The 23,360-nt window shown below is 38.9% G+C and carries 30 protein-coding genes; 13 read left to right on the top strand and 17 right to left on the bottom strand.

Translation table 11 applies throughout. From position 1 onward, the window contains the following. Positions 1–19: 19 nt before the first annotated feature. Complete coding sequence (locus PR795_RS04850; protein WP_006660009.1) at positions 20–1,015, bottom strand: acyltransferase family protein; 996 nt, start codon at positions 1,013–1,015, stop codon at positions 20–22. A gap of 193 nt (positions 1,016–1,208) precedes the next feature. Here PR795_RS04850 and PR795_RS04845 point away from each other — a divergent pair, with 193 nt between their 5' ends. Both PR795_RS04845 and PR795_RS04840 read left to right on the top strand, forming a co-directional pair. Then, complete coding sequence (locus tag PR795_RS04845) at positions 1,209–1,640, top strand: SgcJ/EcaC family oxidoreductase (protein ID WP_181480808.1); 432 nt, start codon at positions 1,209–1,211, stop codon at positions 1,638–1,640. Between the two features lie 119 nt (positions 1,641–1,759). Beyond that, complete coding sequence (locus tag PR795_RS04840) at positions 1,760–2,218, top strand: hypothetical protein (protein ID WP_006661900.1); 459 nt, start codon at positions 1,760–1,762, stop codon at positions 2,216–2,218. A 118-nt stretch (positions 2,219–2,336) separates the two neighbouring features. Here the strand turns inward: PR795_RS04840 and PR795_RS04835 are convergent, their stop codons facing one another. Next, positions 2,337–2,861, bottom strand: coding sequence for an Lrp/AsnC family transcriptional regulator (locus PR795_RS04835; RefSeq protein ID WP_006661901.1), 525 nt, complete (start codon positions 2,859–2,861; stop codon positions 2,337–2,339). 150 nt (positions 2,862–3,011) lie between these two features. Here PR795_RS04835 and PR795_RS04830 point away from each other — a divergent pair, with 150 nt between their 5' ends. Continuing rightward, positions 3,012–3,623: a LysE family translocator gene (locus PR795_RS04830; protein WP_006661902.1), complete on the top strand. Its 612-nt coding sequence runs from the start codon at positions 3,012–3,014 to the stop codon at positions 3,621–3,623. Positions 3,624–3,675: 52 nt separating this feature from the next. Here the strand turns inward: PR795_RS04830 and PR795_RS04825 are convergent, their stop codons facing one another. Continuing rightward, positions 3,676–5,094 carry an aminotransferase-like domain-containing protein gene (locus tag PR795_RS04825; protein WP_036979333.1) on the bottom strand — a complete coding sequence of 473 codons (1,419 nt, stop codon included), beginning with the start codon at positions 5,092–5,094 and terminating at the stop codon, positions 3,676–3,678. Between the two features lie 244 nt (positions 5,095–5,338). Here PR795_RS04825 and PR795_RS04820 point away from each other — a divergent pair, with 244 nt between their 5' ends. The 4 genes from PR795_RS04820 to PR795_RS04805 all read left to right on the top strand — a co-directional run bounded on the left by PR795_RS04820 (position 5,339) and on the right by PR795_RS04805 (position 8,803). After that, complete coding sequence (locus tag PR795_RS04820; RefSeq protein WP_036962294.1) at positions 5,339–6,676, top strand: cytochrome ubiquinol oxidase subunit I; 1,338 nt, start codon at positions 5,339–5,341, stop codon at positions 6,674–6,676. Then, complete coding sequence (gene cydB / locus PR795_RS04815) at positions 6,666–7,676, top strand: cytochrome d ubiquinol oxidase subunit II (protein ID WP_006660016.1); 1,011 nt, start codon at positions 6,666–6,668, stop codon at positions 7,674–7,676. Before PR795_RS04820 ends, cydB begins: the two co-directional genes overlap by 11 nt. Beyond that, on the top strand, positions 7,633–7,812 hold the full coding sequence (locus tag PR795_RS04810; RefSeq protein ID WP_036975873.1) for a DUF2474 domain-containing protein: 180 nt from the start codon (positions 7,633–7,635) through the stop codon (positions 7,810–7,812). Before cydB ends, PR795_RS04810 begins: the two co-directional genes overlap by 44 nt. Before the next feature lie 151 nt (positions 7,813–7,963). After that, positions 7,964–8,803, top strand: a complete 840-nt coding sequence (locus PR795_RS04805) for a siderophore-interacting protein (RefSeq protein WP_006660017.1) — start codon at positions 7,964–7,966, stop codon at positions 8,801–8,803. A 51-nt stretch (positions 8,804–8,854) separates the two neighbouring features. On the opposite strand, the gene phoH is transcribed toward PR795_RS04805, so the two are convergent. The 4 genes from phoH to PR795_RS04785 all read right to left on the bottom strand — a co-directional run bounded on the left by phoH (position 8,855) and on the right by PR795_RS04785 (position 12,692). Further along, positions 8,855–9,640 carry a phosphate starvation-inducible protein PhoH gene (gene phoH / locus PR795_RS04800; RefSeq protein ID WP_006660018.1) on the bottom strand — a complete coding sequence of 262 codons (786 nt, stop codon included), beginning with the start codon at positions 9,638–9,640 and terminating at the stop codon, positions 8,855–8,857. Positions 9,641–10,129: 489 nt separating this feature from the next. Then, complete coding sequence (locus tag PR795_RS04795) at positions 10,130–11,095, bottom strand: endonuclease (RefSeq protein ID WP_220128209.1); 966 nt, start codon at positions 11,093–11,095, stop codon at positions 10,130–10,132. A gap of 323 nt (positions 11,096–11,418) precedes the next feature. Then, the gene (locus tag PR795_RS04790; protein WP_006660021.1) at positions 11,419–11,880 is read right to left on the bottom strand and encodes a threonine/serine exporter; all 462 of its coding nucleotides are present in this window, start codon (positions 11,878–11,880) and stop codon (positions 11,419–11,421) included. After that, positions 11,880–12,692 (bottom strand): threonine/serine ThrE exporter family protein, encoded by an 813-nt coding sequence (locus PR795_RS04785; protein ID WP_048654608.1) that lies wholly within the window; start codon positions 12,690–12,692, stop codon positions 11,880–11,882. The genes PR795_RS04790 and PR795_RS04785 overlap by 1 nt, the downstream gene beginning before the upstream one ends. A 148-nt stretch (positions 12,693–12,840) precedes the next feature. On the opposite strand from PR795_RS04785, the gene PR795_RS04780 reads away from it, so the two are divergent. Next, a complete protein-coding gene (locus PR795_RS04780; protein ID WP_006660023.1) occupies positions 12,841–13,470 on the top strand; it encodes a TetR/AcrR family transcriptional regulator in 630 nt (209 codons plus the stop codon). 16 nt (positions 13,471–13,486) lie between these two features. Here PR795_RS04780 and PR795_RS04775 read toward each other — a convergent pair whose 3' ends face one another. Further along, positions 13,487–13,894: a hypothetical protein gene (locus PR795_RS04775; RefSeq protein ID WP_006661907.1), complete on the bottom strand. Its 408-nt coding sequence runs from the start codon at positions 13,892–13,894 to the stop codon at positions 13,487–13,489. A gap of 246 nt (positions 13,895–14,140) precedes the next feature. Between PR795_RS04775 and PR795_RS04770 the strand changes: the two genes are divergently transcribed. Further along, positions 14,141–14,434 carry a DUF5339 domain-containing protein gene (locus tag PR795_RS04770; RefSeq protein WP_006661908.1) on the top strand — a complete coding sequence of 98 codons (294 nt, stop codon included), beginning with the start codon at positions 14,141–14,143 and terminating at the stop codon, positions 14,432–14,434. A gap of 56 nt (positions 14,435–14,490) precedes the next feature. Here the strand turns inward: PR795_RS04770 and PR795_RS04765 are convergent, their stop codons facing one another. From PR795_RS04765 to sra, 5 genes are all read right to left on the bottom strand, one after another. Next, positions 14,491–14,940: a universal stress protein gene (locus PR795_RS04765; RefSeq protein WP_006661909.1), complete on the bottom strand. Its 450-nt coding sequence runs from the start codon at positions 14,938–14,940 to the stop codon at positions 14,491–14,493. A gap of 178 nt (positions 14,941–15,118) precedes the next feature. Beyond that, entirely contained in the window at positions 15,119–15,457 is a 339-nt protein-coding gene (locus tag PR795_RS04760; protein ID WP_006660027.1) for a hypothetical protein, read from the bottom strand. A 124-nt stretch (positions 15,458–15,581) separates the two neighbouring features. Beyond that, positions 15,582–16,010, bottom strand: coding sequence for a universal stress protein (locus PR795_RS04755; protein WP_006660028.1), 429 nt, complete (start codon positions 16,008–16,010; stop codon positions 15,582–15,584). Between the two features lie 447 nt (positions 16,011–16,457). Continuing rightward, positions 16,458–17,237 carry a YaeF family permuted papain-like enzyme gene (locus PR795_RS04750; RefSeq protein ID WP_006660029.1) on the bottom strand — a complete coding sequence of 260 codons (780 nt, stop codon included), beginning with the start codon at positions 17,235–17,237 and terminating at the stop codon, positions 16,458–16,460. Positions 17,238–17,499: 262 nt separating this feature from the next. After that, a complete protein-coding gene (sra, locus tag PR795_RS04745) occupies positions 17,500–17,715 on the bottom strand; it encodes a stationary-phase-induced ribosome-associated protein (RefSeq protein ID WP_006661910.1) in 216 nt (71 codons plus the stop codon). A gap of 395 nt (positions 17,716–18,110) precedes the next feature. Here sra and PR795_RS04740 point away from each other — a divergent pair, with 395 nt between their 5' ends. After that, positions 18,111–18,806, top strand: coding sequence for an aspartate/glutamate racemase family protein (locus tag PR795_RS04740; protein WP_154636644.1), 696 nt, complete (start codon positions 18,111–18,113; stop codon positions 18,804–18,806). Positions 18,807–18,932: 126 nt separating this feature from the next. After that, the gene (locus tag PR795_RS04735) at positions 18,933–19,169 is read left to right on the top strand and encodes a helix-turn-helix domain-containing protein (protein ID WP_006661912.1); all 237 of its coding nucleotides are present in this window, start codon (positions 18,933–18,935) and stop codon (positions 19,167–19,169) included. 326 nt (positions 19,170–19,495) lie between these two features. On the opposite strand, the gene PR795_RS04730 is transcribed toward PR795_RS04735, so the two are convergent. The 4 genes from PR795_RS04730 to PR795_RS04715 all read right to left on the bottom strand — a co-directional run bounded on the left by PR795_RS04730 (position 19,496) and on the right by PR795_RS04715 (position 21,841). Then, on the bottom strand, positions 19,496–19,966 hold the full coding sequence (locus PR795_RS04730; protein WP_036975878.1) for a GNAT family N-acetyltransferase: 471 nt from the start codon (positions 19,964–19,966) through the stop codon (positions 19,496–19,498). 170 nt (positions 19,967–20,136) lie between these two features. Beyond that, positions 20,137–20,349: a transcription antiterminator/RNA stability regulator CspE gene (cspE, locus tag PR795_RS04725; RefSeq protein WP_006661913.1), complete on the bottom strand. Its 213-nt coding sequence runs from the start codon at positions 20,347–20,349 to the stop codon at positions 20,137–20,139. A 404-nt stretch (positions 20,350–20,753) separates the two neighbouring features. Next, positions 20,754–20,966: a YccJ family protein gene (locus PR795_RS04720; protein WP_006660036.1), complete on the bottom strand. Its 213-nt coding sequence runs from the start codon at positions 20,964–20,966 to the stop codon at positions 20,754–20,756. Between the two features lie 575 nt (positions 20,967–21,541). Beyond that, a complete protein-coding gene (locus PR795_RS04715) occupies positions 21,542–21,841 on the bottom strand; it encodes an HdeA/HdeB family chaperone (RefSeq protein WP_006660038.1) in 300 nt (99 codons plus the stop codon). A 299-nt stretch (positions 21,842–22,140) separates the two neighbouring features. Between PR795_RS04715 and PR795_RS04710 the strand changes: the two genes are divergently transcribed. Both PR795_RS04710 and PR795_RS04705 read left to right on the top strand, forming a co-directional pair. Beyond that, complete coding sequence (locus tag PR795_RS04710; RefSeq protein ID WP_272516695.1) at positions 22,141–22,587, top strand: DUF3290 domain-containing protein; 447 nt, start codon at positions 22,141–22,143, stop codon at positions 22,585–22,587. A gap of 8 nt (positions 22,588–22,595) precedes the next feature. Next, a complete protein-coding gene (locus PR795_RS04705) occupies positions 22,596–23,246 on the top strand; it encodes a DUF421 domain-containing protein (RefSeq protein ID WP_006660040.1) in 651 nt (216 codons plus the stop codon). Positions 23,247–23,360: the final 114 nt, after the last annotated feature.

Below are 23,360 nucleotides of genomic sequence, written 5' to 3'. Positions count from 1 at the left end.
TTTCCAGCTTTATTTCACTTTACTCTTTCCTCAGCTTTATTTCTGGATTCAAAAACCAATGAATGATCCGGTTTTTAGCAAGAAATAATGCTAGCGCAATCGTAAAAAGAGCCAATAAAATTAAGAGCGGCAGACTAGCGTCAATCTCGAGTGAGCCTAAACCCGCCAATAACACAAAACAGATGATCGGGTGAATCAAATAAACCCCTAATGCATTATTCGCTATTTTCACAAAACGTTCAGTCGATAATGAAAGGCAAATAATCGCTATCGAGATCAACACCCCTATTAGAAAGGCAAAAACATACAGACAAAAATGATGAATGAATAGATGACTACCGAAGACGTTTATTAATCCTGATTCGATTTCCACTTGAAAATAAAGATAAATCGTCACCAGCATAATCACGCTTGATACGATAGAAAATGCATGTTGCCTCAACCAAAGGACTTTTTTATCATCACAAAAGTAAGCCATAACAAAGAATGGAAAATACCAAATTATAGATGAAAAACCTGTTATATCAGATAAATAGATTTTCGAAACATATGCAATACCAAGAGACAGCAGCAAAATAAGAAACACGCCCCTCGCCTTGTTCTTGATAAAGGGAGGCAGTAATAGAAAAATGGCTTGCCATATTGGGACGGCTAAAAAGAACCAAACACCGTTTTGAGGAAACAGCAAATACTCTTCGACGCTTAATCTATTCGTGAAATAAAGTGGGATCGCATCTATCGATTGGAAAGTCACATAGATAATCAACGGTGGGATTAAATGTGCACGCCAATCCTGCCATGAAATTCCTCTGCTTGTATATGCCGCAATAAAAACAAACATAGGAATTAACACTAAATCAAATAAGTTGATTAATATTGAATAATCAGATTTCACACTTGGTACAATATTTAAATAAAAATTAAAAACAATCAAAGAACTTAATATTAATTTTAATGTTTGCCAATTAGGTAAATGCTGATTTTTTACCTGTATGGTCAGAGCGTTATCACTCATGTTTTTCCCTGTATTGCCCTTATTTGATTAACATCCGCGCGCGTTTAAAATCGTCCCCCTAATTTAACAAACACCATCGTAATAATCTAACCCTAGCCGAAAATCTGAAAAAATTTTCGCCATTGACTTTCGCACTCGTACATTTGATCTAGTATTGATAGCAAACCCTACTTAACCAATATAGGCATTTTCAATGCACCCTACTGTCAAAAACGCCGAAGATATGCCTTTATCCTTTGAATCTGCGTGGAATAATCACGATATGAATGTCTTTGGTCAGCTATTTCACCCTGAGGCTACCTTTGTGAACCGATTTGGACACTATGTAAAAGGTATCAACGAAATCATCGAGTTGCATATTCCCCTTCACAAAACTATCTATTCTGATTCCATCATGAAAAATGAGCTTATCGATATTATCCCATTAGATGAAAGTCATATAATCACCCATTTTTGGAGCCGTCTAGCTGCAGGTGAGGCACACCCTATCGGACCACATAAAATTGATACCTTAATTATGGCGGTATTAGCTAAGCAAGATGAAACATGGCAAATCCGCGCTTTGGAAAACGTGACCTTGGTAAATCCCAGAACAGGACATATCAAACTAAGAGATGTGGAATAGTCTGCTTTTTCACCCTTAATACATTTAGCTTAATTTTAAATGCTAAAATGACCATTGAGCATATGAATAAGATGCCGATAACATAACACATTGATGACTCTTTAATTGGTAGGGACCCCATGAAACTTCGCCGTACATTTATAGCTATAGTATTACCGATATTAATGTCTGCCCCCGTATTGGCAGATTCACATACAGTGACTGTATTTCAATGCGTTAACAAGAATGACCGTCAAGTCAAAGTGACATTGATTAATGGTCAGTATCAGTATCAATTTGGAAAATTAAATCAGCAACCGGACATTGAAATTACCCGAAGTCCTAAACAGCTTACGCAGGGCTTTTTCCAAACCCGTTATGCAGATACTGATACTGGATATGCGGCTTCTCAAGAAATTGATTTTAAAAATGGGACTTATACCTATACCATTTTTACGAACCATTCAGGCTCTAAAATAGAATCAGGTGTTGAGGTGTATAACAAAGATAAGAGACTGACAAAGGTTGTTTGTGTGCCAAATACTGTTGTTGATAATATTTATGAGCACCTTTCAGAGATCCCTGAACGTCCTGAATAATCTTTTTGCAAGATAATGATTCCGCTAAGGGCATTCAGCACTGATCAGCAAACTGCTCAGTAATATTTATCGATATTATTGAGCAGTAGAAGAAGACAAATACGTTAAACTGTTCAGTCTATAATGGCAATGCATAGGTCACTTTGACCGTTTCCATTGGTACTTCGGTTTTTATACTCTGTACACTGCGAATTTGTGTCAGATAATCAGCATGGAAACGACGATAAGATGCCATATCCTCCGTCACAATACGGATTAACGCATCACATTCACCCGCCATGAGATGGCACTCCACCACCTCAGGCATCCCCTGAATATCCTCAACAAATTGATTGATTGTTTGTGCATCTTGCGTTTTGAACCAAATCCGCGCGAACAGTGATAATCCTGCACCAATTTTTGTGCCATCCAACACCGCAACATAGTGCTTAATCACGCCTGCGTCTTCAAGCAATTTAACGCGCCTTAAGCACGGGGATGGAGATAACCCAACTTCTTTCGCTAATTCAACATTTTGGATTTTTCCATCACGTTGAAGTACCTGCAAAATATGCTTATCAATTGCATCTAACTTGATAGGCGATGAACTGCTGTGTTCCAGCTCATGCTTTTCAGATTGATGTGCGCCTGTACTCTTTGGCATGCGAACCTCTTTTGTTTTTATTTTTTGATATTAAATGTCAAATAAACATCCATGACAAGCAACAAAACAACCAAATTTCAAAGGAAAATAGCTATAATAACCAAACATTTTTCTCTTCATAAGAAAACAATAATAAATAGAGGTGTTTGGATGGAGCTACAAACGTTATTGCTGTTTAGTGCAACCGTAATCCCTCTGGTTTGCACACCGGGACCCGATATTTTATTTATCTCATCACAAGGATTATCTGGCGGCATTTCTGCTGCGTGGAAAGCCAATTTGGGCATTATCCTGGGTTATGTTGCTCACGCTATTTTAGCGGCACTTGGGCTCGCCGCTATTGTTGCCGCATCCCCGTTCATTTTCCACACAATCAAATGGGTGGGCGTTGCGTATGTTGCTTATTTGGCCGTCCGTATGCTGCTATCCGCCCTAAAATCGAAAGCGCTCCAGCTTAACACAGTTTCCACAAAAGCAGTGATTGGCAAAGCCTTTCTTACAAGTTTTCTTAACCCTAAAGGGTTACTGGTGTACTTCGCGATTTTACCTAATTTTATCCATGTTTCTGAAAGCGTTGCAATACAATCTTTAATCTTATCAGCGACTTTTATCACATCGTGCATCATTATCTACGGTACAATTGGTATGGTATTCGCCTCCATGCATAGCAAGCACCAATACAATGACAAAAAGCGCCGGATTACAGAAGGTGTGTCAGGTGGCATGCTCACATTCGCCGCCATCGGACTTGCCAACAGTTAACTATGTCACATTTAGGGGCGGGTTCCCTTCCGTCCCCCATCTGCATCGCGGGTTATTTATGCCCCGTTAATCGATAACACAAACGCCCAAGAACCTTCATCGCCTGCTCTAATCGGTCATTCCATGTAAATGATGCATTTAATCGAAAAGCATGGTTAAACTGATCGCTGGTTGAAAACATACTCCCCGGCGCAATACTAATTCCTTCTTTCAGTGCTAACTGATAGAGCTGTAGAGCATTAAATGGTGGCTCAAACTCAAGCCACAGGAAATACCCGCCCTTTGGTGTATTCACCTTCACTGTCGGTGGCATGTATTTGGCAATTGCGCTCAACATCAAATGTTGGCGCTGCTCCATTGTTTGGCGTAATTTACGCAAGTGGCTATCATATCCCCCTTGGGATAAATATTCGGCTATCGCTAGCTGTGTTGGCACACTCGCAGAGACTGTACTCATCATTTGTAGATGCTGAATTTTGGTCGCATGATGACCCGCAGCTACCCAGCCTACACGGTATCCCGGCGCTAAACATTTCGAAAATGATGAACAGTGAAAAAAGTTACCCTGTGAATCTAATGACTTAGCGGGAATAGGCTGCTGATTGCCAAAATAAAGCTCGCCATAGACATCATCTTCGATCAACACAATTTTGTGGTTATTCAAAATATCGACCAGCCGTTTTTTATTGGCGGGAGGCATCGTTCCCCCTAACGGATTTTGGTAGTGGGTCATTAACCAACACGCTTTGATCGGATACTTATCGGCGATATTTTCCAAGGCATCGAGATCGATTCCAAATAACGGATCCGTTTTTATCGCAATCGCTTTGAGCTTTAAACGCTCAATAGCCTGCAATGAGCCATAAAATGCAGGTGACTCAATGACCACCCAATCACCCGGTTGGGTGACTGCTTGTAAACTAAGCACCAAGGATTCCATCGCTCCAGCGGTGATCACAATTTCATCGGGAGCCACGTGGATCCCTTGAGTTGCGTAACGCTGGGCAATATTTCGACGTAACTGTTCGTTACCCGGCGGTAAGTTCGTCGTCGTATTCGTTTTCGATAAACGTCGCGCCACTGACGCGAGAGATTTGGCTAATTTGGGGTCATCCAGTAAGGCGGGCTCAGGGAAAGCGGAACCAAAAGGGATAATATCGGGGTCTTTGCAAGCTTGTAAAACACCAAAAATCGATGCGTTTATCTCCACATTTTCGTTTAAATGGAGTCCTTTTCCCCCTTTTGCAGCCGCAAAGGCGTTATTACGATTTGCCACATAATAACCTGACTGCGGGCGCGCTGAGACCCACCCCTGACTCTCAAGTAACTGATAGGCTTGAACTACCGTCATTAAGCTTAGACCTGACTGCTTAACACTTTCCCTAAGTGAAGGCAGCCTGTCTCCAACCTGCCAAATATGATCTTCAATCTGTTGACGAATTTGTGCTGCTAGCTGTTCATATCTCGTCATTACCGCCTCACTGTTATAGGTGATTTGCCAAAAATTGTTACTATTATAGTTTATCGTCTCATGTTCTACTTATCCACACATTCACCTGACTTTTTTTAACTATAACCACAAAACATTTTTAGTTGGATTTATGAGTGTTAACAATCCAGCGAAATCAATTATTTATTGCTAAGGAACAGCCAAAAATTACTTCGCAATGGCTGAAAATGTGGCGTGTCGTAATCAATTCCATTCAGGGGTCAATATGTTTGGACTAACTGCGCTGGAACTTGCCCGTATACAATTCGCGTTTACGGTGTCGTTCCATATTATCTTTCCCGCCATCACCATCGGGCTTGCCAGTTTTTTGGCTGTACTCGAGGGTTTATGGCTAAAAACCCGCGATACTGACTATATAAAACTGTTTCATTTTTGGTCGAAGGTTTTTGCGGTCAATTTCGGTATGGGCGTTGTTTCTGGATTGGTGATGGCATACCAATTTGGGACTAACTGGAGCTTTTTTTCAGACTTTGCAGGTGGGATCACGGGTCCCCTCTTAACCTATGAAGTTCTGACTGCCTTCTTTTTAGAAGCAGGATTCCTGGGTGTAATGTTGTTTGGTATGAACCGTGTTGGTGAAAAGCTGCACTATTTTGCAACTTGTATGGTTGCACTGGGCACCATCATTTCGACCTTCTGGATCCTCGCCTCCAATAGCTTTATGCAAACACCACAGGGATTTGAAATTATCGATGGGCGGATTGTTCCTGTCGATTGGCTGGCGGTAATATTCAACCCTTCATTCCCCTATCGATTACTGCATATGACCACCGCTGCATTCTTAGCGGCAGCATTTTTCATTGGCGCATCTGGCGCATGGCATTTACTCAAGGGCAATAACTCCTCCGCGATGAAGAAAATGTTCTCCATGTCCTTGTGGTTGATTCTGATTTTAGCACCGATCCAAGCCTTGATTGGGGATGCTCATGGATTGAATACCTTAAAATATCAGCCAGTGAAAGTTGCAGCAATGGAAGGTCACTGGGAAAACAAACCGGGTGAGGCAACACCGCTCATCTTATTTGGTATTCCTAATATGGAAAAAGAAAAAACCGAATATGCCATTGAAATTCCGTATATGGCGAGTCTTATTTTAACGCACAGTACGACCAAACAAGTTCCTGCGCTAAAAGAATTTCCACCGGAAGATCGCCCGAATGTGTTTATGGTGTTCTGGTCATTCCGAGTGATGGTGGGACTTGGTCTATTGATGATTGCTGCCGGTGTTTGGGGATTATGGCTACGCTCACGTAAAAAACTGTATGAATCCAAAATGTTTCTACGTTTTATGTTTGTCATGGCGCCGTCTGGTTTAATCGCTATTTTAGCGGGTTGGTTTACCACTGAAATCGGGCGTCAACCTTGGGTCGTTTACGGTTTACAACGCACAGCGGATGCCGTGAGTGCTCATGGAGAAATGCACATGAGTATTAGCTTGCTCGCCTTCTTTGTGGTGTATGGCAGCGTATTTGGCATTGGCTACATGTACATGATGAAATTAATTCGTAAAGGTATTTCCGAGGAGGCAACTCATGGGCATTGATTTACCACTGATTTGGTTTGTCATCATTGTCTTTAGCATGTTGATGTATATCGTGATGGATGGCTTTGATTTAGGAATTGGAATTCTGTACCCCGCTCTGAAAGAGAGCCAAGACCGCGATTTAATGATGAACAGTGTTGCCCCAGTTTGGGATGGTAATGAAACATGGTTAGTCCTCGGTGGCGCGGCGCTATTTGGTGCATTTCCTCTCGCTTATGCCATTGTTTTAGACGCCTTGTCTATTCCACTGACCTTTATGTTATTTGCGTTGATTTTCCGTGGCGTCGCCTTTGAGTTTCGCTTTCGTGCAGATGAATCCCATCGTCGGCGTTGGGATCATGCCTTTATTTGGGGCTCAATTCTCACCACATTCTCACAAGGGGTTGTCATTGGTGCTTTCATTCAAGGTTTCCATGTTGAAAATCGCGTCTATATGGGAGGATATTTTGATTGGTTCGCACCATTCCCACTGTTCTGCGGCTTCGGTTTAGTGATTGCCTACGCCCTACTGGCATGCGGCTGGTTAATCATGAAAACTGAAGGACACCTGCGCAAAACTATGTACCGCGTGCTACCCGTATTAACACTCGCCATGTTAACGGTTGTAGGGGTGCTCAGTGTATGGACACCGATGTTAAATGACGCTATCTATGAACGCTGGTTTAGCTTACCTAACCTGTTTTTCTTTTTACCCGTTCCATTATTAGTGCTCGGCTGTGTGTGGCTAATTTTAAAAAGCGCCAAGCGCCAACGCTATGATAGTGTGCCTTTTTTAGCCGCATTAATGCTGATTTTCTTAGGGTTTACGGGTTTAGGCATCAGTATTTGGCCAAGCCTGATCCCACCAGCAATTACATTCCGTGATGCAGCAGGTCCATCAGAAAGCCTCGGCTTTATGCTGGTTGGTGCCCTATTCATCATCCCTGTTATTTTGGTTTACACCTATTGGAGTTACTATGTCTTCAGAGGAAAAATTACCCCAGATCAAGGCTATCACTGATACTTCAGTTAATTCTCCTTGGTGGAAAAAGCTCGGTTGGATGGCAGCAATTTGGTTAGGAAGTGTATTGGCGCTCTTTGCATTTTCATCCTTATTTAGATTGTTAATGACCGCCGCGGGAATGAAAGTGAAATAAACACCGATGCCGCAGTATTCAATGCTGCGGCATATTCATTTTTACATTCAAGAATTCTGTATCTTTGATTAGTTTTCTAATAAACATTCATGATATGATAATGATAATAATTAACATATAATAATATTATCATTAAGAAAGGAGACGGTTCGTGGCTAGTGAACAAACTGTTGAAAAAAATATCTACCGTCCTGCCCCCCCACAGCTCATTCAAGTAAAATCTATCGTCGATATTAGCCCGTCTATTCGTAGCATTACGTTTACGGGTGAAAAGCTAGCAAATTACCCGACAAAGTGTGAAGGTGGTCATATCAAGATCTTTATTGCCCCTGACCACCAAAGCCAACCTGCGCTTCCCGTTTTAACCGAAAAAGGACGCAGTTGGCCCGAAGATAAGCCGCGCCCTTTTGTGCGGACTTATACCGTTCGCGCGATCCGTCCCGAACTCAACGAAATTGACATTGAATTCGCTATGCATGAAGGCGTAACAGGACCTGCGTATCTGTTCGCCCGTGATGCAAAACCGGGTTATTGGTTGGGGATCACCAACCCTGGTGGTCCAGATCCACTTTTACCTATCCGTGCTCACTACTTTATGGCTGGGGATTCAAGTTCTTTGCCTGCAATTACTGCATTACTGGAAAAAATGCCTGCAACAGCAACAGGTCGCGTCGTTTTGCGCCTCGACCACCAAGACGATATTCGAGAGTTAACCAAGCCGGCTGGCATAGAGATTGATTGGATTTGTGGCGATGTCAGTCAAACCACTGACCTGATTAATACATTTAAGTCGTGGGATATTCCAACAGAGAATACAGGGTTCTGGATTGCAGGCGAAGACCAAATTATTCGTGAATTACGCCGTTTTGTTCGCCGTGAAAAAGGAGTTAATCGCGATGATATCTACGCAATCCCTTACTGGCGATATGGCTATGATGAAGAAGGTTATCATCATGAACGCCATGCAGTTATGGATAATCCTGACGATTAAACATAAAACTGCCCCGAAAAACGGGGCAGTTCCACACATAAATATTTTTAGTTAATCATTATAAGCTAGCAAAGCTTTATGACACAGTTGCGATCTCACGCAATCATCAATCGTAAAGTTCACCATTGACACCATTTCATCACTACTAAAACGCTGCAATGCATCACCTAAGCCCGACTGTACCCCACTTGGTAAGTCGCACTGAGTAACGTCACCATTAACAATGACCGTCACATTTTCACCCAAACGTGTTAAAAACATCTTCATTTGAGTGACAGTGACGTTTTGTGCTTCATCGAGGATGACAATGGCATTTTCAAATGTGCGACCTCGCATGTAAGCGAATGGTGCAATTTCAACTTTCGCAATTTCAGGTCGTAAACAATACTGTAAGAACGAAGCACCTAATCGCTTCATGAGAACGTCATAAACAGGTCGGAAATATGGCGCAAATTTTTCGGACATATCCCCCGGTAAGAAACCAAGATCTTCCTCCGCTTGTAGCACAGGTCTAGTCACAATAATTTTACTGATTTCCTTATTAATCAAGGCATCCGCTGCTAACGCCGTACTGATATAAGTTTTACCGCATCCCGCCTCACCGTTAGCGAAAATTAACTGTTTATGTCTTATCGAACTAATATAGAGCTTCTGGGCTTCATTACGTGGTGTTATCGGAGTTTCATCGCGGCGTTCTTTCGCCATACCTATCGGCTCAATGCCTGTAAATTCGGCAAAGGAGGTGACGTTATTCATATCATACCTCCCTGAACGGTCTTTGCGTGATGTACGTTTCATTTCACGACGTGCTTTTGTTGCAGCTTTCTGTCTACTCATAGTATTAACCCTTCCAGGTATCGATGATGTCAATTTCAGATGACGAACTATTCAAAACAGAGAGGAGCTCCCTTCAAGCTCTTGTGTCACATAGGTTGATAATTCAGATATAAAAAAACCGGTTAGCAATCTCATCATGTCAGTTTCATGATGGAGTGGTAACCGGTTCCGCGTACTCATTAACAAACACCTAGTTCTCATTAGTCTCTCCTATACAGGCGATACTCGTAAACTAAATAATCTGTATGACAATATTATGACAATATAAAAAATAATTCGAACGGGAGAGCAAATATTATATTGACCTGAATATCATCAACCTACACAGTTTCCTTACATTAAATATAGCGCGAGTTTTTTTAAATTTGCAACATTAAGTTAACAGAAAATGTGTAAATTCACCTATCCATAAGATAAAATGTGAGAAATATCATATAAAAGCTGTAATAACACCGCGCCATATATTGCATTATTACAGCCAGACTTTGATTAACGCGGTTTGCAATTACCGGCTAATTGATAACCTTTTGCTTGAGCGTCGGCTTCACTTGTAAACAACTCAGCATTTTTATCTGATAAGGTTTTAAATCCAGAACAGTGCGATAAATGGTATTTTTTTGAATTACGATTACCTTTTACCTGCGTCTCACTTTCCTGGTTTGGGATAGACTGAGGTACTGGCTGAGGGACTATTTCACTGGGCTTATCACTCATTTTTAAGCCATCGCCGCTATTTTTATGCCCTAAACTCCATGTTCTTGCGCCCGTCACAAATGGGTTATGGTGCCCCATCGACTTAGCAATGCGCTGGTCACGTTTTTGTTCCCACTCATCCACTGGGTACTGTTTATCCCACGCCATAAATAACTGCTGCTGTTGGCGTGACATGGATAAATTATAGCGGTCATGCATATAGAAGTAGACCCGAGCAACCTGTCCTTTCACCTCGTCGCGCGGCTCAAATATTTTCTGTTTAAAATCAATACGACTACGACATGCACCGTAAGAATAAGGCGCATTAGCAGGTAATTGACCATAGCTCCAATTACTGCGGTCACCGTTCACTTCCCCAATTGAAGGCGCAAGGTTATGCATATCTGCTTCCATTCGAGAAAACACAGGGTCAGTTGAGACGCAATTTTTACGACCGCCATTCTGCCAGCACTGTCTTTGATGACCAAACACCCAAGCAGGAACGATATGTTCCCATTCAATACGCTCTGCACGGCTCTGTTGTTTGCGCACTTGGTAGCCGCAGGAGGATAAATCAACTTGCCCACCACTTTTACCTGTCCACTCCCACTCACAACCACAATATAGCGTTCCTTGTCCTTGGTGATTTTGATCACCATAAACGAGGCTTTTACTGGATGTTTTCGCTTCAGTGAAATTGCTCGGTGCAGCATAAACGGAAGAGATAAATAACGAGGAAAAACACACTAACGCAATAATCATGCGCGAAAAATAAAAAATCTGTTTCAAAATAACACCATTGATAGGAAAAAAAGCAATTTATTAAATACAACACGCAAGTTATTCATGTAAAAATCGCCGAATACACTATGTATACTCGCTAGTTGAATGAAATATAAGTCTTTTTGATATCAATTGGTACTCAATTTTATTACATCAAAAACAATATCGGAATTTGCGCAATAATATACAAAGAATAGATAACAAACTTTATTAACAAAAAGCGTTAATCACTATCAATTAACGCTTTTGCTATTGCGTGGTTTATTACTTAATGGGTTCTAGCAATAAAACATCATTGAGTATCAAACACTTGGCTTTTTACGGTACAACCATAATCCAGGTAATGAAATCCCTATGGAGAGCGCTCCAACAATAAAGGATGCTCTTAAAAAGTAAGTCACGAGGGTTTCCATTAATTCAGGTGTATAACCATACTGAGAAATTTTCACCACTGAAATCATCGCAATATAGGCACTGATCCCCGGAAACATAGGAATAACGGCCGCCACAGTAAAGACTTTGGGATGAGCAAGCCACCAACGCGACCATTGGATCCCAATCATGCCAATAAGAATCGCGGCAAGAAAACTCGCCCACTCAATTTGTAAGCCAAAAGACATCAGAATCATACGTGAGCCATAGCCAATCGCGCCTAATAATCCACAGAATTTCAATGCTCTTGCAGGAACATTAAACACCATGGCAAAACCAACGGCTGGGATCGCCGCTAAGACCATTTTTTCAATCAGCTCGACAATAAACATTATGCCCACTCCCTCAAATTCCAGATAATCATTGCCAGCACGACGCCAATGCAAGTAGCCAAAGTGAGCAAGCTTGCCATCATCCAACGGGCAATGCCGGTGTTAACATGTCCTTTAAACATGTCTGCAACCGCATTAATCAATGGAAATCCGGGGACTAGTAACAGAACACTTGCCGCCATCGCGATTGTTTCAGTGACATTCAAATACGGCACTTTGAGTAATAAGCCAGAAACCGATGTGGCAACAAAAGCTGTAATACAGAAATTAATCAATGGGTTAATTTGACGGGAAGTCAATATTTGCCGGATATACATCGCGCAACCACTTGCCATAAACGTGATTACTGCACTTTCCCAACCACCGCCATTAAGAGAACTAAAACACGCACAAGAAAGCGCAACCATCACCACCATTAACCAACGGGGATAGCGTAATGGTTTGATTCCCGCTAATTTCTTTTTCAGCTGTTTGCAGTCAAGTAAGTGATGTTCAACAAGGATCACCGCATGCTGAACTTCCGTCACAACATGCATGTTAATGCCACGGTCAATAATTCGCCGAGTCGAGGTTAGGCAACGCCCATCAATAATTGTTGTTAATACTATCGAGTTAGATGAAATCGCACTGTCCACCTGAGTTGCCCCCAAGGCAATCCCCAGACGAGTTGTCAGCTGTTCCACCAGCATACTTTCCGCGCCATGTTGCAATAGCAACAAACCGCATTCAATACACAGCTTTGTAATTTCCCGCTGCCCATCAAGGATGCGTTCCTCTCCCTGTGCCTTTTCATCAACCATGCAACCCTTCATTCTCTCCCCCAAGGATTTGACAAAAATTCAGATATTGATTTAAACATGATAATATTCATATACATCATAGAGGAAAATAACAAACTGAATTATGACCTCTTTCAGATAATTTAGTCCAATGCCGCCATTTTGTTAGGAAATTGATTTCATGAACCAAACTCGCTCGGCCAAAACCCCGAAAGGACAGCGTCGTCATCAAGCACTTATTACAGCAGCGGCGGATATTTTTCTACAATATGGTTTTGAAGGCACCACATTAGATATGATCATCGAGCGAGCGGGAGGCTCTCGTTCAACGCTATATAAAAATTTTGGAGATAAAGAAGGCTTATTTGCGGCAGTTGTTGCGCATATGATCGACGATATATTTACTGAACCAGACCATAAAGAGCCACCTTTAGACAATATTGAAGCCGTATTATCATTTTATGGTTCGCGTTTTTTAGTCAATGTGATTAAACCTCAATCTATCGGGCTATACCGCCTAATACTGGGAGAATACAACCGCTTCCCTGATATTAGCCAACTTTTTTTCGAACAAGGTCCCGTACAAAGCTATCAGCGCCTTGCCGAAAAGCTTGCACAAATTCCGACTGTAAAAGTAGATCAAGCCATATTACTAAGCATTTCATCTCGTTATTTAGAAATGCTAAAAGCGGATGTATTTATCAAAACCTTCTGTGTTGAAAACTTTAAGCCTAGCGACGAGTTTATTAACCAACAGATAGGTCTTTCTGTTGATATCATCGCTAGCTATATTCGTAAAATCAGCGCGTAGAATCAGTACCAATAGATCAGTGCGCCTTTAAAATTTCACTCGCACGTTGCTGCGCGGCTTGAGAATTGTCGACGAGAAAAACATCGGGTCCATATAATGATGAAACCACAGGGGCAGTACGTTCCATTTCCTCTCTATCTCGACCGTCTGGTTGTAGCGTAATCACCATTGCTCGACAATATTTAGCCATCAGTTCCCTTTCTGTTTTCAGCCAACGACGTATAAATTTCATACATTCCATATCTTCAGTTGTCGGCTTTCCTTTAGGCTCCATCGGCGGATAAATTAAAACAAATGATGTTTTTTTCTCTAATAATTGCTCAAGTTCCGATAGCCATGATTGTGTTTCTACCATCGTTGATGGAAATCGATTCATCGAACAACAAGGCCAATCTTGGGTGTTAATTATTACATTATTGCTCATTATCATTCCTCTCTCTATGTATGTGCTATCAATAAAGTGTACTGAAATGTACACTTTACTCACACAACCAGTCAAGAATGATTCTCATTTATAATTTGCAGTTTATGCTATTTACCTACTTTCAAAATTTGCAGCATTTAATTTGATAAAAATTAAAACTCTCTGAAATATTCAGCGTTCGCTGATGTCTTTTTAAAAAATGAGATGATATGCTGGTCGAAATAGGATTTTTAAAAGTGAATTATGATGAAAAATATTCTGCCAATTGCATTGGGTCTATTTGTCTCACTGACTGCATTAAATGCGAGTGCAGGACAAGTTTGTGATAAATATTTCAAAGAAATGAATGCGCTGGTTCAACAAGCGGAAGAACAATATAAGAATGAGCCGAATGCGAGTGAACAAATCGCATTAATGAAATCTCAATTAGAAGATGCTAAAAAAACACTTGCTAGTTACCCTGAAGATACTCAAGAACAAGCATGTAGCCAAGCATTAACCGCCATTGCGCACGCCAAAGAAACAGTGAATAAATCATAAATTTTTCTAAAAAAAAAAGACCTGACAAATCAGGTCTTTTTTATCAGATAATAGAATTATCTCACCACTAAAACTGATATTTTCGCATAAGAAACAATACCTGAAGCATTCGAGCCTAATAGATGAGTCGAAATACTCGGGTTACGAGACCCAACAACAATTAGGTCAGCCTGTACCTTTTCAGCTTCGTCTAATACCTTTTCTCTCGGAGAGCCGAATTCGACTTTATAAGAGATACGATCCGCTGGAAAATCCATCTCTTTAACAATACGATTAACTAATTCAACAAGCTGCTCTTCAGAGCGCTCTACCGCCTTTTTAGTAAATGATGACAGCAAATCATAATGATAGCTATAACTCATCGAGAATCTCGAAACATCCGGTACTGAGTGGAATAAATGGATTTTAGCATTATCCATTTTTGCTAAATGAATAGCCTGTTTTAATGCTTTTTCAGTCAATGTATCTTCAGAAATATCAACGGGAACCAAAATAGTTTTATACATATAAGCCCCTCTCAAGGATGTATCTCTCATTCAATTTATTCGTTTTTTGAATAGACGAGATAGCGGTTTAATGGTTATTTTTGTCCAGAAAAGTATAGCCTGAATTAAATAAAAATGTCGTGAACTGATTTACTAATCTGAGAATAGACGCAGTAAATTGATTACAATTTTATTCAATTTAATCCTCTTCTAAGTGCCACTTATGTAATATGCGATGAATAAATGGTGTGACGATTAATCCAATACTAATAATGAATACACTTTGTAAAAATAAACCGTAAATAGCGATAAAGAAACGTCCTGCTTGAGTGATAGGCGCTGGCTCTAGTGCTTGACCACTCAACATTGATAAGGCATTTAACATGGATTCTATTATTGAATGCCCTTCGATAAAATAAAATCCAATAATTCCGGGTAGTAAGCCAATAAAAAACACCAACAACGCTAAAAAATAAAAGCGTAGAATTCGTAATACAAAATGCTCAACACTTATTAATTCTTTAGTGAATTTCTCCATAAAAATCCCAATACATCCATACTGATAGAAACGATGCTCATACCAGTAATATCTATCGTTTTATTGACTCATCAGCAATATAAAAAACCTATGCAAAAATGCATAGGTTTTAAAAGAAAACAAACTAGCGAACAACCAGAACAGATGTTTCCGCGTAGCGGACAATTCCTGCCGCAGTTGAACCTAACAGGTGCGTCGTAATATTTGGGCGACGAGAACCAATAACAATGATATCGGCGTTGATATCTTTTGCTGTATTAATCACTTCGTCACGAGGTGAGCCAAACGTAATCGTGTAGCTCACATCATCATGAGGAAGATCAATCGAATCCATCAGCATTTTCATATCTTCTTCCGCTTTCACGGTTGCTCGGTCTTTAATTTCCATATAGCCCAAAGCATATGCATTTATAATTGCCGAAGAGATAGGCAGAACGTGGATCAAATGAATTTTCGCACCAGACTGTTTCGCTAAATTTACCGCATGGCGAACTGCTTTGCTGGTCAGCTCTTCTTCAGTGAGATCGATAGGGACCAAAATCGTTTTGTACATAAGCCCTCCTGATAAATTGTCGAATAAACATTAACAATAAAATTATAATCAACTGTGCATAAATGTCTCTTATCTAAAAAGATAAATGAGATCTCTGGCTACAAATTAACAACAATATTTCCTTGCACATGTTTTGCCGCACCTGAATCCTCAGAATAAAAGTAAAAAATAATAAAATTTTTTCGCTCCGATTACATTAAACCATAGTAACGAAACTGGGTAAAATCTCCAAATCAATTGTTTTTTAATGTATTTTTATCATGTGCGATAAGGTGAAGAGATTGAATAGTGATATGAAAAAAAGGGTTGATTTCTTAAATGAGAATGGTTATCTTTTACCTCGTGAATAGTTGAGCGTTTTACTCAACTTTTTCACAACGACATTGCTCACATTGCTTCCAGTTTAGCTGGCCAACTCATTTGAGTTGGCCTTTTTTTTATGCTTTATCATTTATTGAGGATTGCACCACCAAAACTCCAATTTTTTAAATGCCCAACATAAGTTAATCGTTCTGTCGGCATAAAGGTCGGCACATCTCCTGAACGCATATGCAAAATATCTGCTGGCGTAATCCATGATGAATTTCCTTCAAATAAAGGCACTCCTGCATATTTGTACGCATCTAGGACAAACTGCGAACAAAAGAATCCATTGGCTTGTTCAATATCATCCCCTAACTGCACACTCGCCAATGTTTTTAGACAAAAGCTTCGGATAGATTGCCCAATGAGTGGCAGCTCACAAACACGTTTGGTAAGCATCCAGGGTGCAATCATAACAATCCCTTTCATATTATATTTACCGCCATCATTAGCGACAGAGAATTCACGCAATTTCTCTGCATGAAATGACGTTAATAAATTATGCCTCAAGACCACCATATTATTAGAATCAGTGATAGCTTGATCCAAAGGAATTATTCTAACGCCACTCCCAACCGACTCCGCTACCTGACCGAAACCCAGATAAATAGAAGCATGGCTCACGCCACTGACGCTAAATAAGCGGATCCCCCATGAGTTCATGCCTGTTGCTGAAGACAAAAGAATATCACCGGGTAGCATATCTGCAACCGTCAGTGCTTCCACCGAGTCCTTAATTGGAATGGTATTGGCATGCTGGATACTAAATTTCAGCTTATTTGACTCATCATCCGCTTTAAATTGCGTAGAACAACCATTTATAAATATAAAACACAAAAACAGCATCCATTGGCATAATTTCATCTACATATATCCATTTTAATTGTATTTATCATTATTCTCTTCATTGATTCTATCGACAGAATATAACTACCACACTATTTTATTTTCTTTAAGGCTAAGAAATTTAGTGGGTGGTCACAAAAAATCGTAAAATAATCATGACTTGAATGTGTGGTAACACACCATCAGATAATTCAAAAAAACGGATTTGGATATAGGAAAGGTATGGTTCAGGAATACCATTAACCCTCTAGCTACTAGAGGGTCTTATTCTACTTAAAAGTTAAATATATTCTGGATAAAAAACGCTGACTGAGTGATAGGTTTTTTTCTCTGTCGCTTTATTTTTTTGCATTGCAACAAATGGCTTATCTTCCAGATTTTTTGGCAGAGTCGTCGCTTTTTCTTTTGCAATCACAGAAACTTGGATGTTGCGCTTAGAACGACTCAATTTAAATGACATACCTAACAGGCGGCGAGCCTGATTATTACTTACCATCATAAACTCCTTAACTAAAAAATTTAAATTCATAAACTGAACATCAAAAAAATAGTCAGTGTAGGTCACTAGGTTTATTTCATTTTCACTAAACTAAAAAATAAAATAAGTAACTTTAGTAGTATAGCAGTAATAATATTTTATTTAATGAAGATTTACTGGATAGTCCCATTGAGTGACTAATTAATAATTAAAAATAGTGTAGACTAACCTAATATAGAAATATTTTTATGATTCGATAATTCAATGCTAATAAGCCTATATTTCTTATTTTAAGGTTGATAAATTAAACTTCTAATAATTTACCGCCACTGATAAAAACTTAAGTTAATTCATTGACTCCCAATAAATTCACTCAGTATAGTAAGGAAAAAATGTATACGAGGCATCAATAAATGAAAACTATAGGATTGATTGGAGGTATGAGTTGGGAATCAACTCAACTCTATTATCAACAGATCAATGAAGGCATAAAGCAACAGCTAGGTGGGCTGCATTCTGCAAAAGTTATTTTATATAGCATTGATTTTGCTGAAGTTGAGCATTTTCAATCCCATGGACAATGGGATCTTGCCGGTGAACATTTAGCGAGTGCAGGAGCGAGCTTAAAAGCTGCTGGCGCTGACTTTTTGGTTCTCTGTACCAATACAATGCATAAAGTTGCCCCTCAAATTGAGGAAAAATCAAAACTTCCATTCCTACACATCGCTGACGCTACAGGTGAAAAAATAACGCAGTCTGGCATTAAAACTATTGGTTTGTTAGGTACTGCGTTTACGATGGAACAAGCCTTTTATAAAGATCGTCTGACCGATAAATTTAATTTAAGGGTGATAACCCCAAATGAAGCAGATAGAAAAATCGTCCATGATATTATCTATCATGAACTCTGTTTAGGGATCATCTCCGATACCTCACGCACTGAATACCAACGCATCATGAAAACACTTGTCGAACATGGCGCTGAAGGAATTATCTTAGGATGTACTGAGATCACCCTACTGGTGAATGCTGGCGATACTTCTGTACCTGTATTTGACACGACAGCTATTCACGCACAATGTGCGGTAGAATATGCACTGAAAGCTTAATTTGAATGAATCTTAGGATAATTTTTACTAATTATCCTAACCATCACAAAATACAGATATTCCCCTATGAAAAATCAAAGCAAATATGTTACTTATTGCTTCACGATTATTCTAGGATAGGGAATTATGAACGAAAGAAAACCCAACAACCTCTCGTTGGGTAAATTTATCCAAAAAGAGAGGCTCGCGCGCCAAATGACTACCACGGAAATCGCCCAAGCAATTTCCGTCTCAGAGCGAGTGTACTCCCACTATGAAGAAGGTTCAGTGTCTATCTATATTGAGCATCTTGTCGCATTAAGTTCAATATTAAAAATTGACCTTCAATTATTTTTTGAAGCGTATTTAAATCCAGAAAAATAGAGCTTTCATCTTTTATTTAGCATAAAGCGCCATACCTGACTTTATGCTAAACGTTATTTCTTAATTTTACTCTCTAGTGTTACATATAAAATACACCCATCATAAATATCTCTGAGATTTTCCCACTATAAAGTAGGTACTCAAAAGGTACTGCAACCATATTAATCGTGCTCATCATAACGTCCGCGATTATTTCTATTGGACTAAATACAGGCATACTTATTCTCCTCTTTTGAGTACAATATCTTGACTAGGTAAATATAACTATAGGATTAAGAGCAAATTATGCCTCAAGTGAGTTTTTAAATTTACATTGAGTTATTTAATCAACTTTTACTTTTTCCATGAATATAAATATCAGGTCGATTAATCGTCCATGCATAATTTTGTTTGTTGACAGGCTCATAACCAAATTGTTGATATAGCCATGCTGCGGTTGTTGTAAATAGAGTGATTCTACGTAGTTTTTGAAAAATTGGATGGCTATGAATACAACTTATCAGCCATTTGCCAAGCCCCTGCCCTCGATATTCTTCAAGCACATATACATCACAAAGATAAGCGAAAGTTGAGTAATCTGTGACTAAACGGGCAAATCCTATTTGTACCTCATTACGATAAACACCAAAATTAAGACTATGCTCAATAGATAAACGAACGGTTTCAACATCAATGCCTTTCGCCCACGTAGATCTTGTTAGATAGTGTTGTATCGCGTGAATATCTAATCTGTTTTTATCTGTGCTGATCAGATAATCATTCTTATTCCATTCTTCTGTGGCTGAAAGCATATTCATGGTCACACCTTTTTGGTGATTATGAAAATTTCACCATACCATTACCTGAAGAGAATGACACTACTGCAACAATTAGTTTATGTGGATGCGATTTACTGATAGCTATAAACGAAAAACCCCCGCCAATTGGCAGGGGTTTGAAATTTTAAGCGCTGTATTAAGCTGGTATATTAAAGAGCTACGACGTTTACAGCCGCTGGACCTTTTGCGCCATTCTCTACTGAGAAGCTAACTTTTTGTCCTTCGTTCAGCGTTTTGAAGCTGTCGCTTTGAATTGCAGAGAAGTGTACGAACACATCTTTGCTACCATCAGCAGGAGAAATAAAGCCAAAGCCTTTAGATTCGTTAAACCATTTTACTAAACCAGTCATTGTATTAGACATATTGAATTCCTTTAAATTTTAATTGTTGCCACACGGCATATAGGTTTGATACTTCTTTATACTTATGGAACTAATTAGGAGGAATTCACTACGAGTGGATATCAATGGATAACACTTGATGGGGAACTTTTCAAAACTTGCTTTCATAAATAGGTCTGTACTTTCAAACCGATGGACGTATTTACTCATATATCCTTAATCATAGCAATGTTTTTTTTCATAAATACTGTAATTATTTTAAAATCAATTTCAATTGAACATGTTTTCATACATAACAAAAAGCAGTAACAAACTGAAAAATAAGAAAATTCAAAAAACCATACGATGATAACTCAGGCAATAAAAAAAGCTACGCGGTGCGTCGCCTTGTATAGAGCAAACCCCTTTAGGACATTAAAATACAGTTAAATATTTTTACGCTCTATTGTTTGCTCACCCCAAAACAATTTGTCTTCTGTTGTCTTAGAAAATGCCAGTGGAAGTACTTCATCAGACCCTTCCTCCCAAATTTTTTCAGCTAACACCTCATTCCCTTTAGCTAATTCAAATATGGCTTGAGCAATCTCAATTGAAGTTTCACGGACCTTTGCCCATTCAGATATGTGATGATCTTTCATATTTAATATCCACAGTTATTAGTCTTAAGTGAAATCATAACATAGCTACAAAATTTTTAGTTAGCACCTTCTCAGCTAATTAAAATACACCGCATTAGATAATACTTATTCAAATATTAATAGCGCTCAAATACACCATAATCGGGTCTTTCACCACGCATAATAGCTCTTTGTTGCTCATGAACGGCGTCCCTATCAACTCTCTTTTGCTCATCTGAACGCGCGTCTTTATGTTGCTTTGGCCACGTTGATTTATTTGGCTCAAACGTTGGATTGAATGAACACCCTGCAATAATAAAAAAACAAAAAAATAAGGTAATGAGTTTCATTAAATATATTTAGTATTAGATAACGGAAACTATAACCTATCAAAATTAGAATATCACAGCAACCGATGATTTTATATTTAAGCCACAGACGCTATAATTAACCACAGTTAGGCTAAATATTATGATTGAGTGAAAAATAATTTATTTTATTGTCATTAACGCTTGGTTTAGTAGAAAGATAAGTCTAACAGTCAGTCATACGAGTAGCCGCAGATGTAAACTGTGGCTACTCGAGATTAAGAAAACTTATTTCTTACTAGCGAGGTAATCTTTTAAGGTTCCCTCTGGTTTTTTCTTGCAAAATTCAAGAATTAAAGGTGCTTCTGCAACGCTTTTTTCAGATAGCGCCACCCAATCACCGCCTTTAAATTGAGTGTCTTGTGATGTTACCCACAAGGCAACTGGAGCCCAACTTTTAGGATTCAGGTCCACATACTCTTTACATGTCATATTTTCGGGTGTCGAGGTGACTTTGTCGGCAGCTAATGCGTTGGATGACAGAATACTTGAAGTCAGTATACAAGCAGAAATCAGAACTTTATTCATAAATATTCCTCTTTATTTTCTAGTGGTAATGCCTATTGAAACAAGTCTATTATTTATAAATAATAAGAAATTTCAGCAAAGTCAATAGTGTTAAAAGGGTAATTTTGCCCTATCAAATTACAATTATCGCTTATAGATTATCCGCAAGTGAATGTATACTTTGGTTAGCAGGGGAGACATAAATTTGAGAACGTAATAGTGCCCACTTCACACTAATTGTTATTTAATATCGACGCTGAAATGGCAATAAGTCACTATGATAAAAATTAATATCGTAAACAATCAGGAAAGATGTCTCTATGAATTTTTATGGAATAGATTATTTACAAACACAGTCCAATATAAATGATTATTTAAAATATATTGTTATTTTTGGCACATTATTCACTTTGATCGTCGCTTTTATCCTGTATATGCGTCATCGTTTACAGACTAAATATCGAGATTTAACGATTATCGCCTTCTTATTTTTGCTCTTCATTTCAGGTGTTCAATATGCAGAGTATACTGACAACCAAAATATGCACTCGAAATCATCACAAATGGTTAATTTTGTAAGAGTATTATCGAAAGACAAAGATGTAAATATAAACTCTATCCTTTCCAATTCAGTACAATTATCCGATGCTGTCATCATTAAAATTAATGATCGTTATTACCGTATTAACTTAAGCTCAGATCAAAAAACTTACAATTTAGTCGAGGTTTGGTTAACAAATCCCGAAATAACCATCATAAAAAATTAAGGAAGAAAATGATTATTTATGCACCGATTATTATAAAGCTGGGATTGGGAATACTATGTTTGATTGTTCAAATCAACCTTATGGGAAAAGGTAACCTAGCCCCCTCATCCGCAATGGACCAGGTTCAAAACTATGTTTTAGGTGGGATTATTGGTGGTGTCATTTACAATGAGTCGATAACCGTGCTGCAATTTATACTCGTGTTAATCATCTGGACTTTGCTTGTTTTTACCCTTAAATTTTTAAAAGAAAATAACCCATTAATTAAACGTGTTATTGATGGAAAGCCAATTACCTTAGTACATAATGGCAACGTTAATGTTAAAGAGTGTTTAAAAAATGGCGTTTCCGCAAATGATTTAATGTTTAAGTTAAGATCCAATGGTATTTATGAAATAGAACAGCTAAAACGCGTTGTTCTTGAACAGAATGGGCAGTTAACTATTATTCAAAGTGGTGATGAAAACATACGTTATCCAATTATCGTGGATGGCTTAGCTAACGGTGATCTACTTGAAATCATCGGAAAAGACATTGGGTGGTTAGAAGACAACATCTCTAAACAAGGCTTCAATAAAATTAGTGATGTCTATTTAGGTGAGTATTTGTCGGGTAGAATTAATTTATATGGATATGAGAAAAATGGAGTCAAAGATTAAGTCAAATTTATTCCTTGCGTGTAACTGATAATGTTCTTTTTCTGAGTATTGTATTATTAATAAGGTGTAATTTCGCTCATACTATCACGCTATAGTGGCCAATAACCTTTGTTC

Origin of the sequence: Providencia sp. PROV209 (genome assembly GCF_028479485.1) — a bacterium.
Classification (GTDB): Bacteria; Pseudomonadota; Gammaproteobacteria; order Enterobacterales; family Enterobacteriaceae; genus Providencia; species Providencia alcalifaciens.
This window is presented reverse-complemented; position numbering and strand designations above follow the sequence as displayed.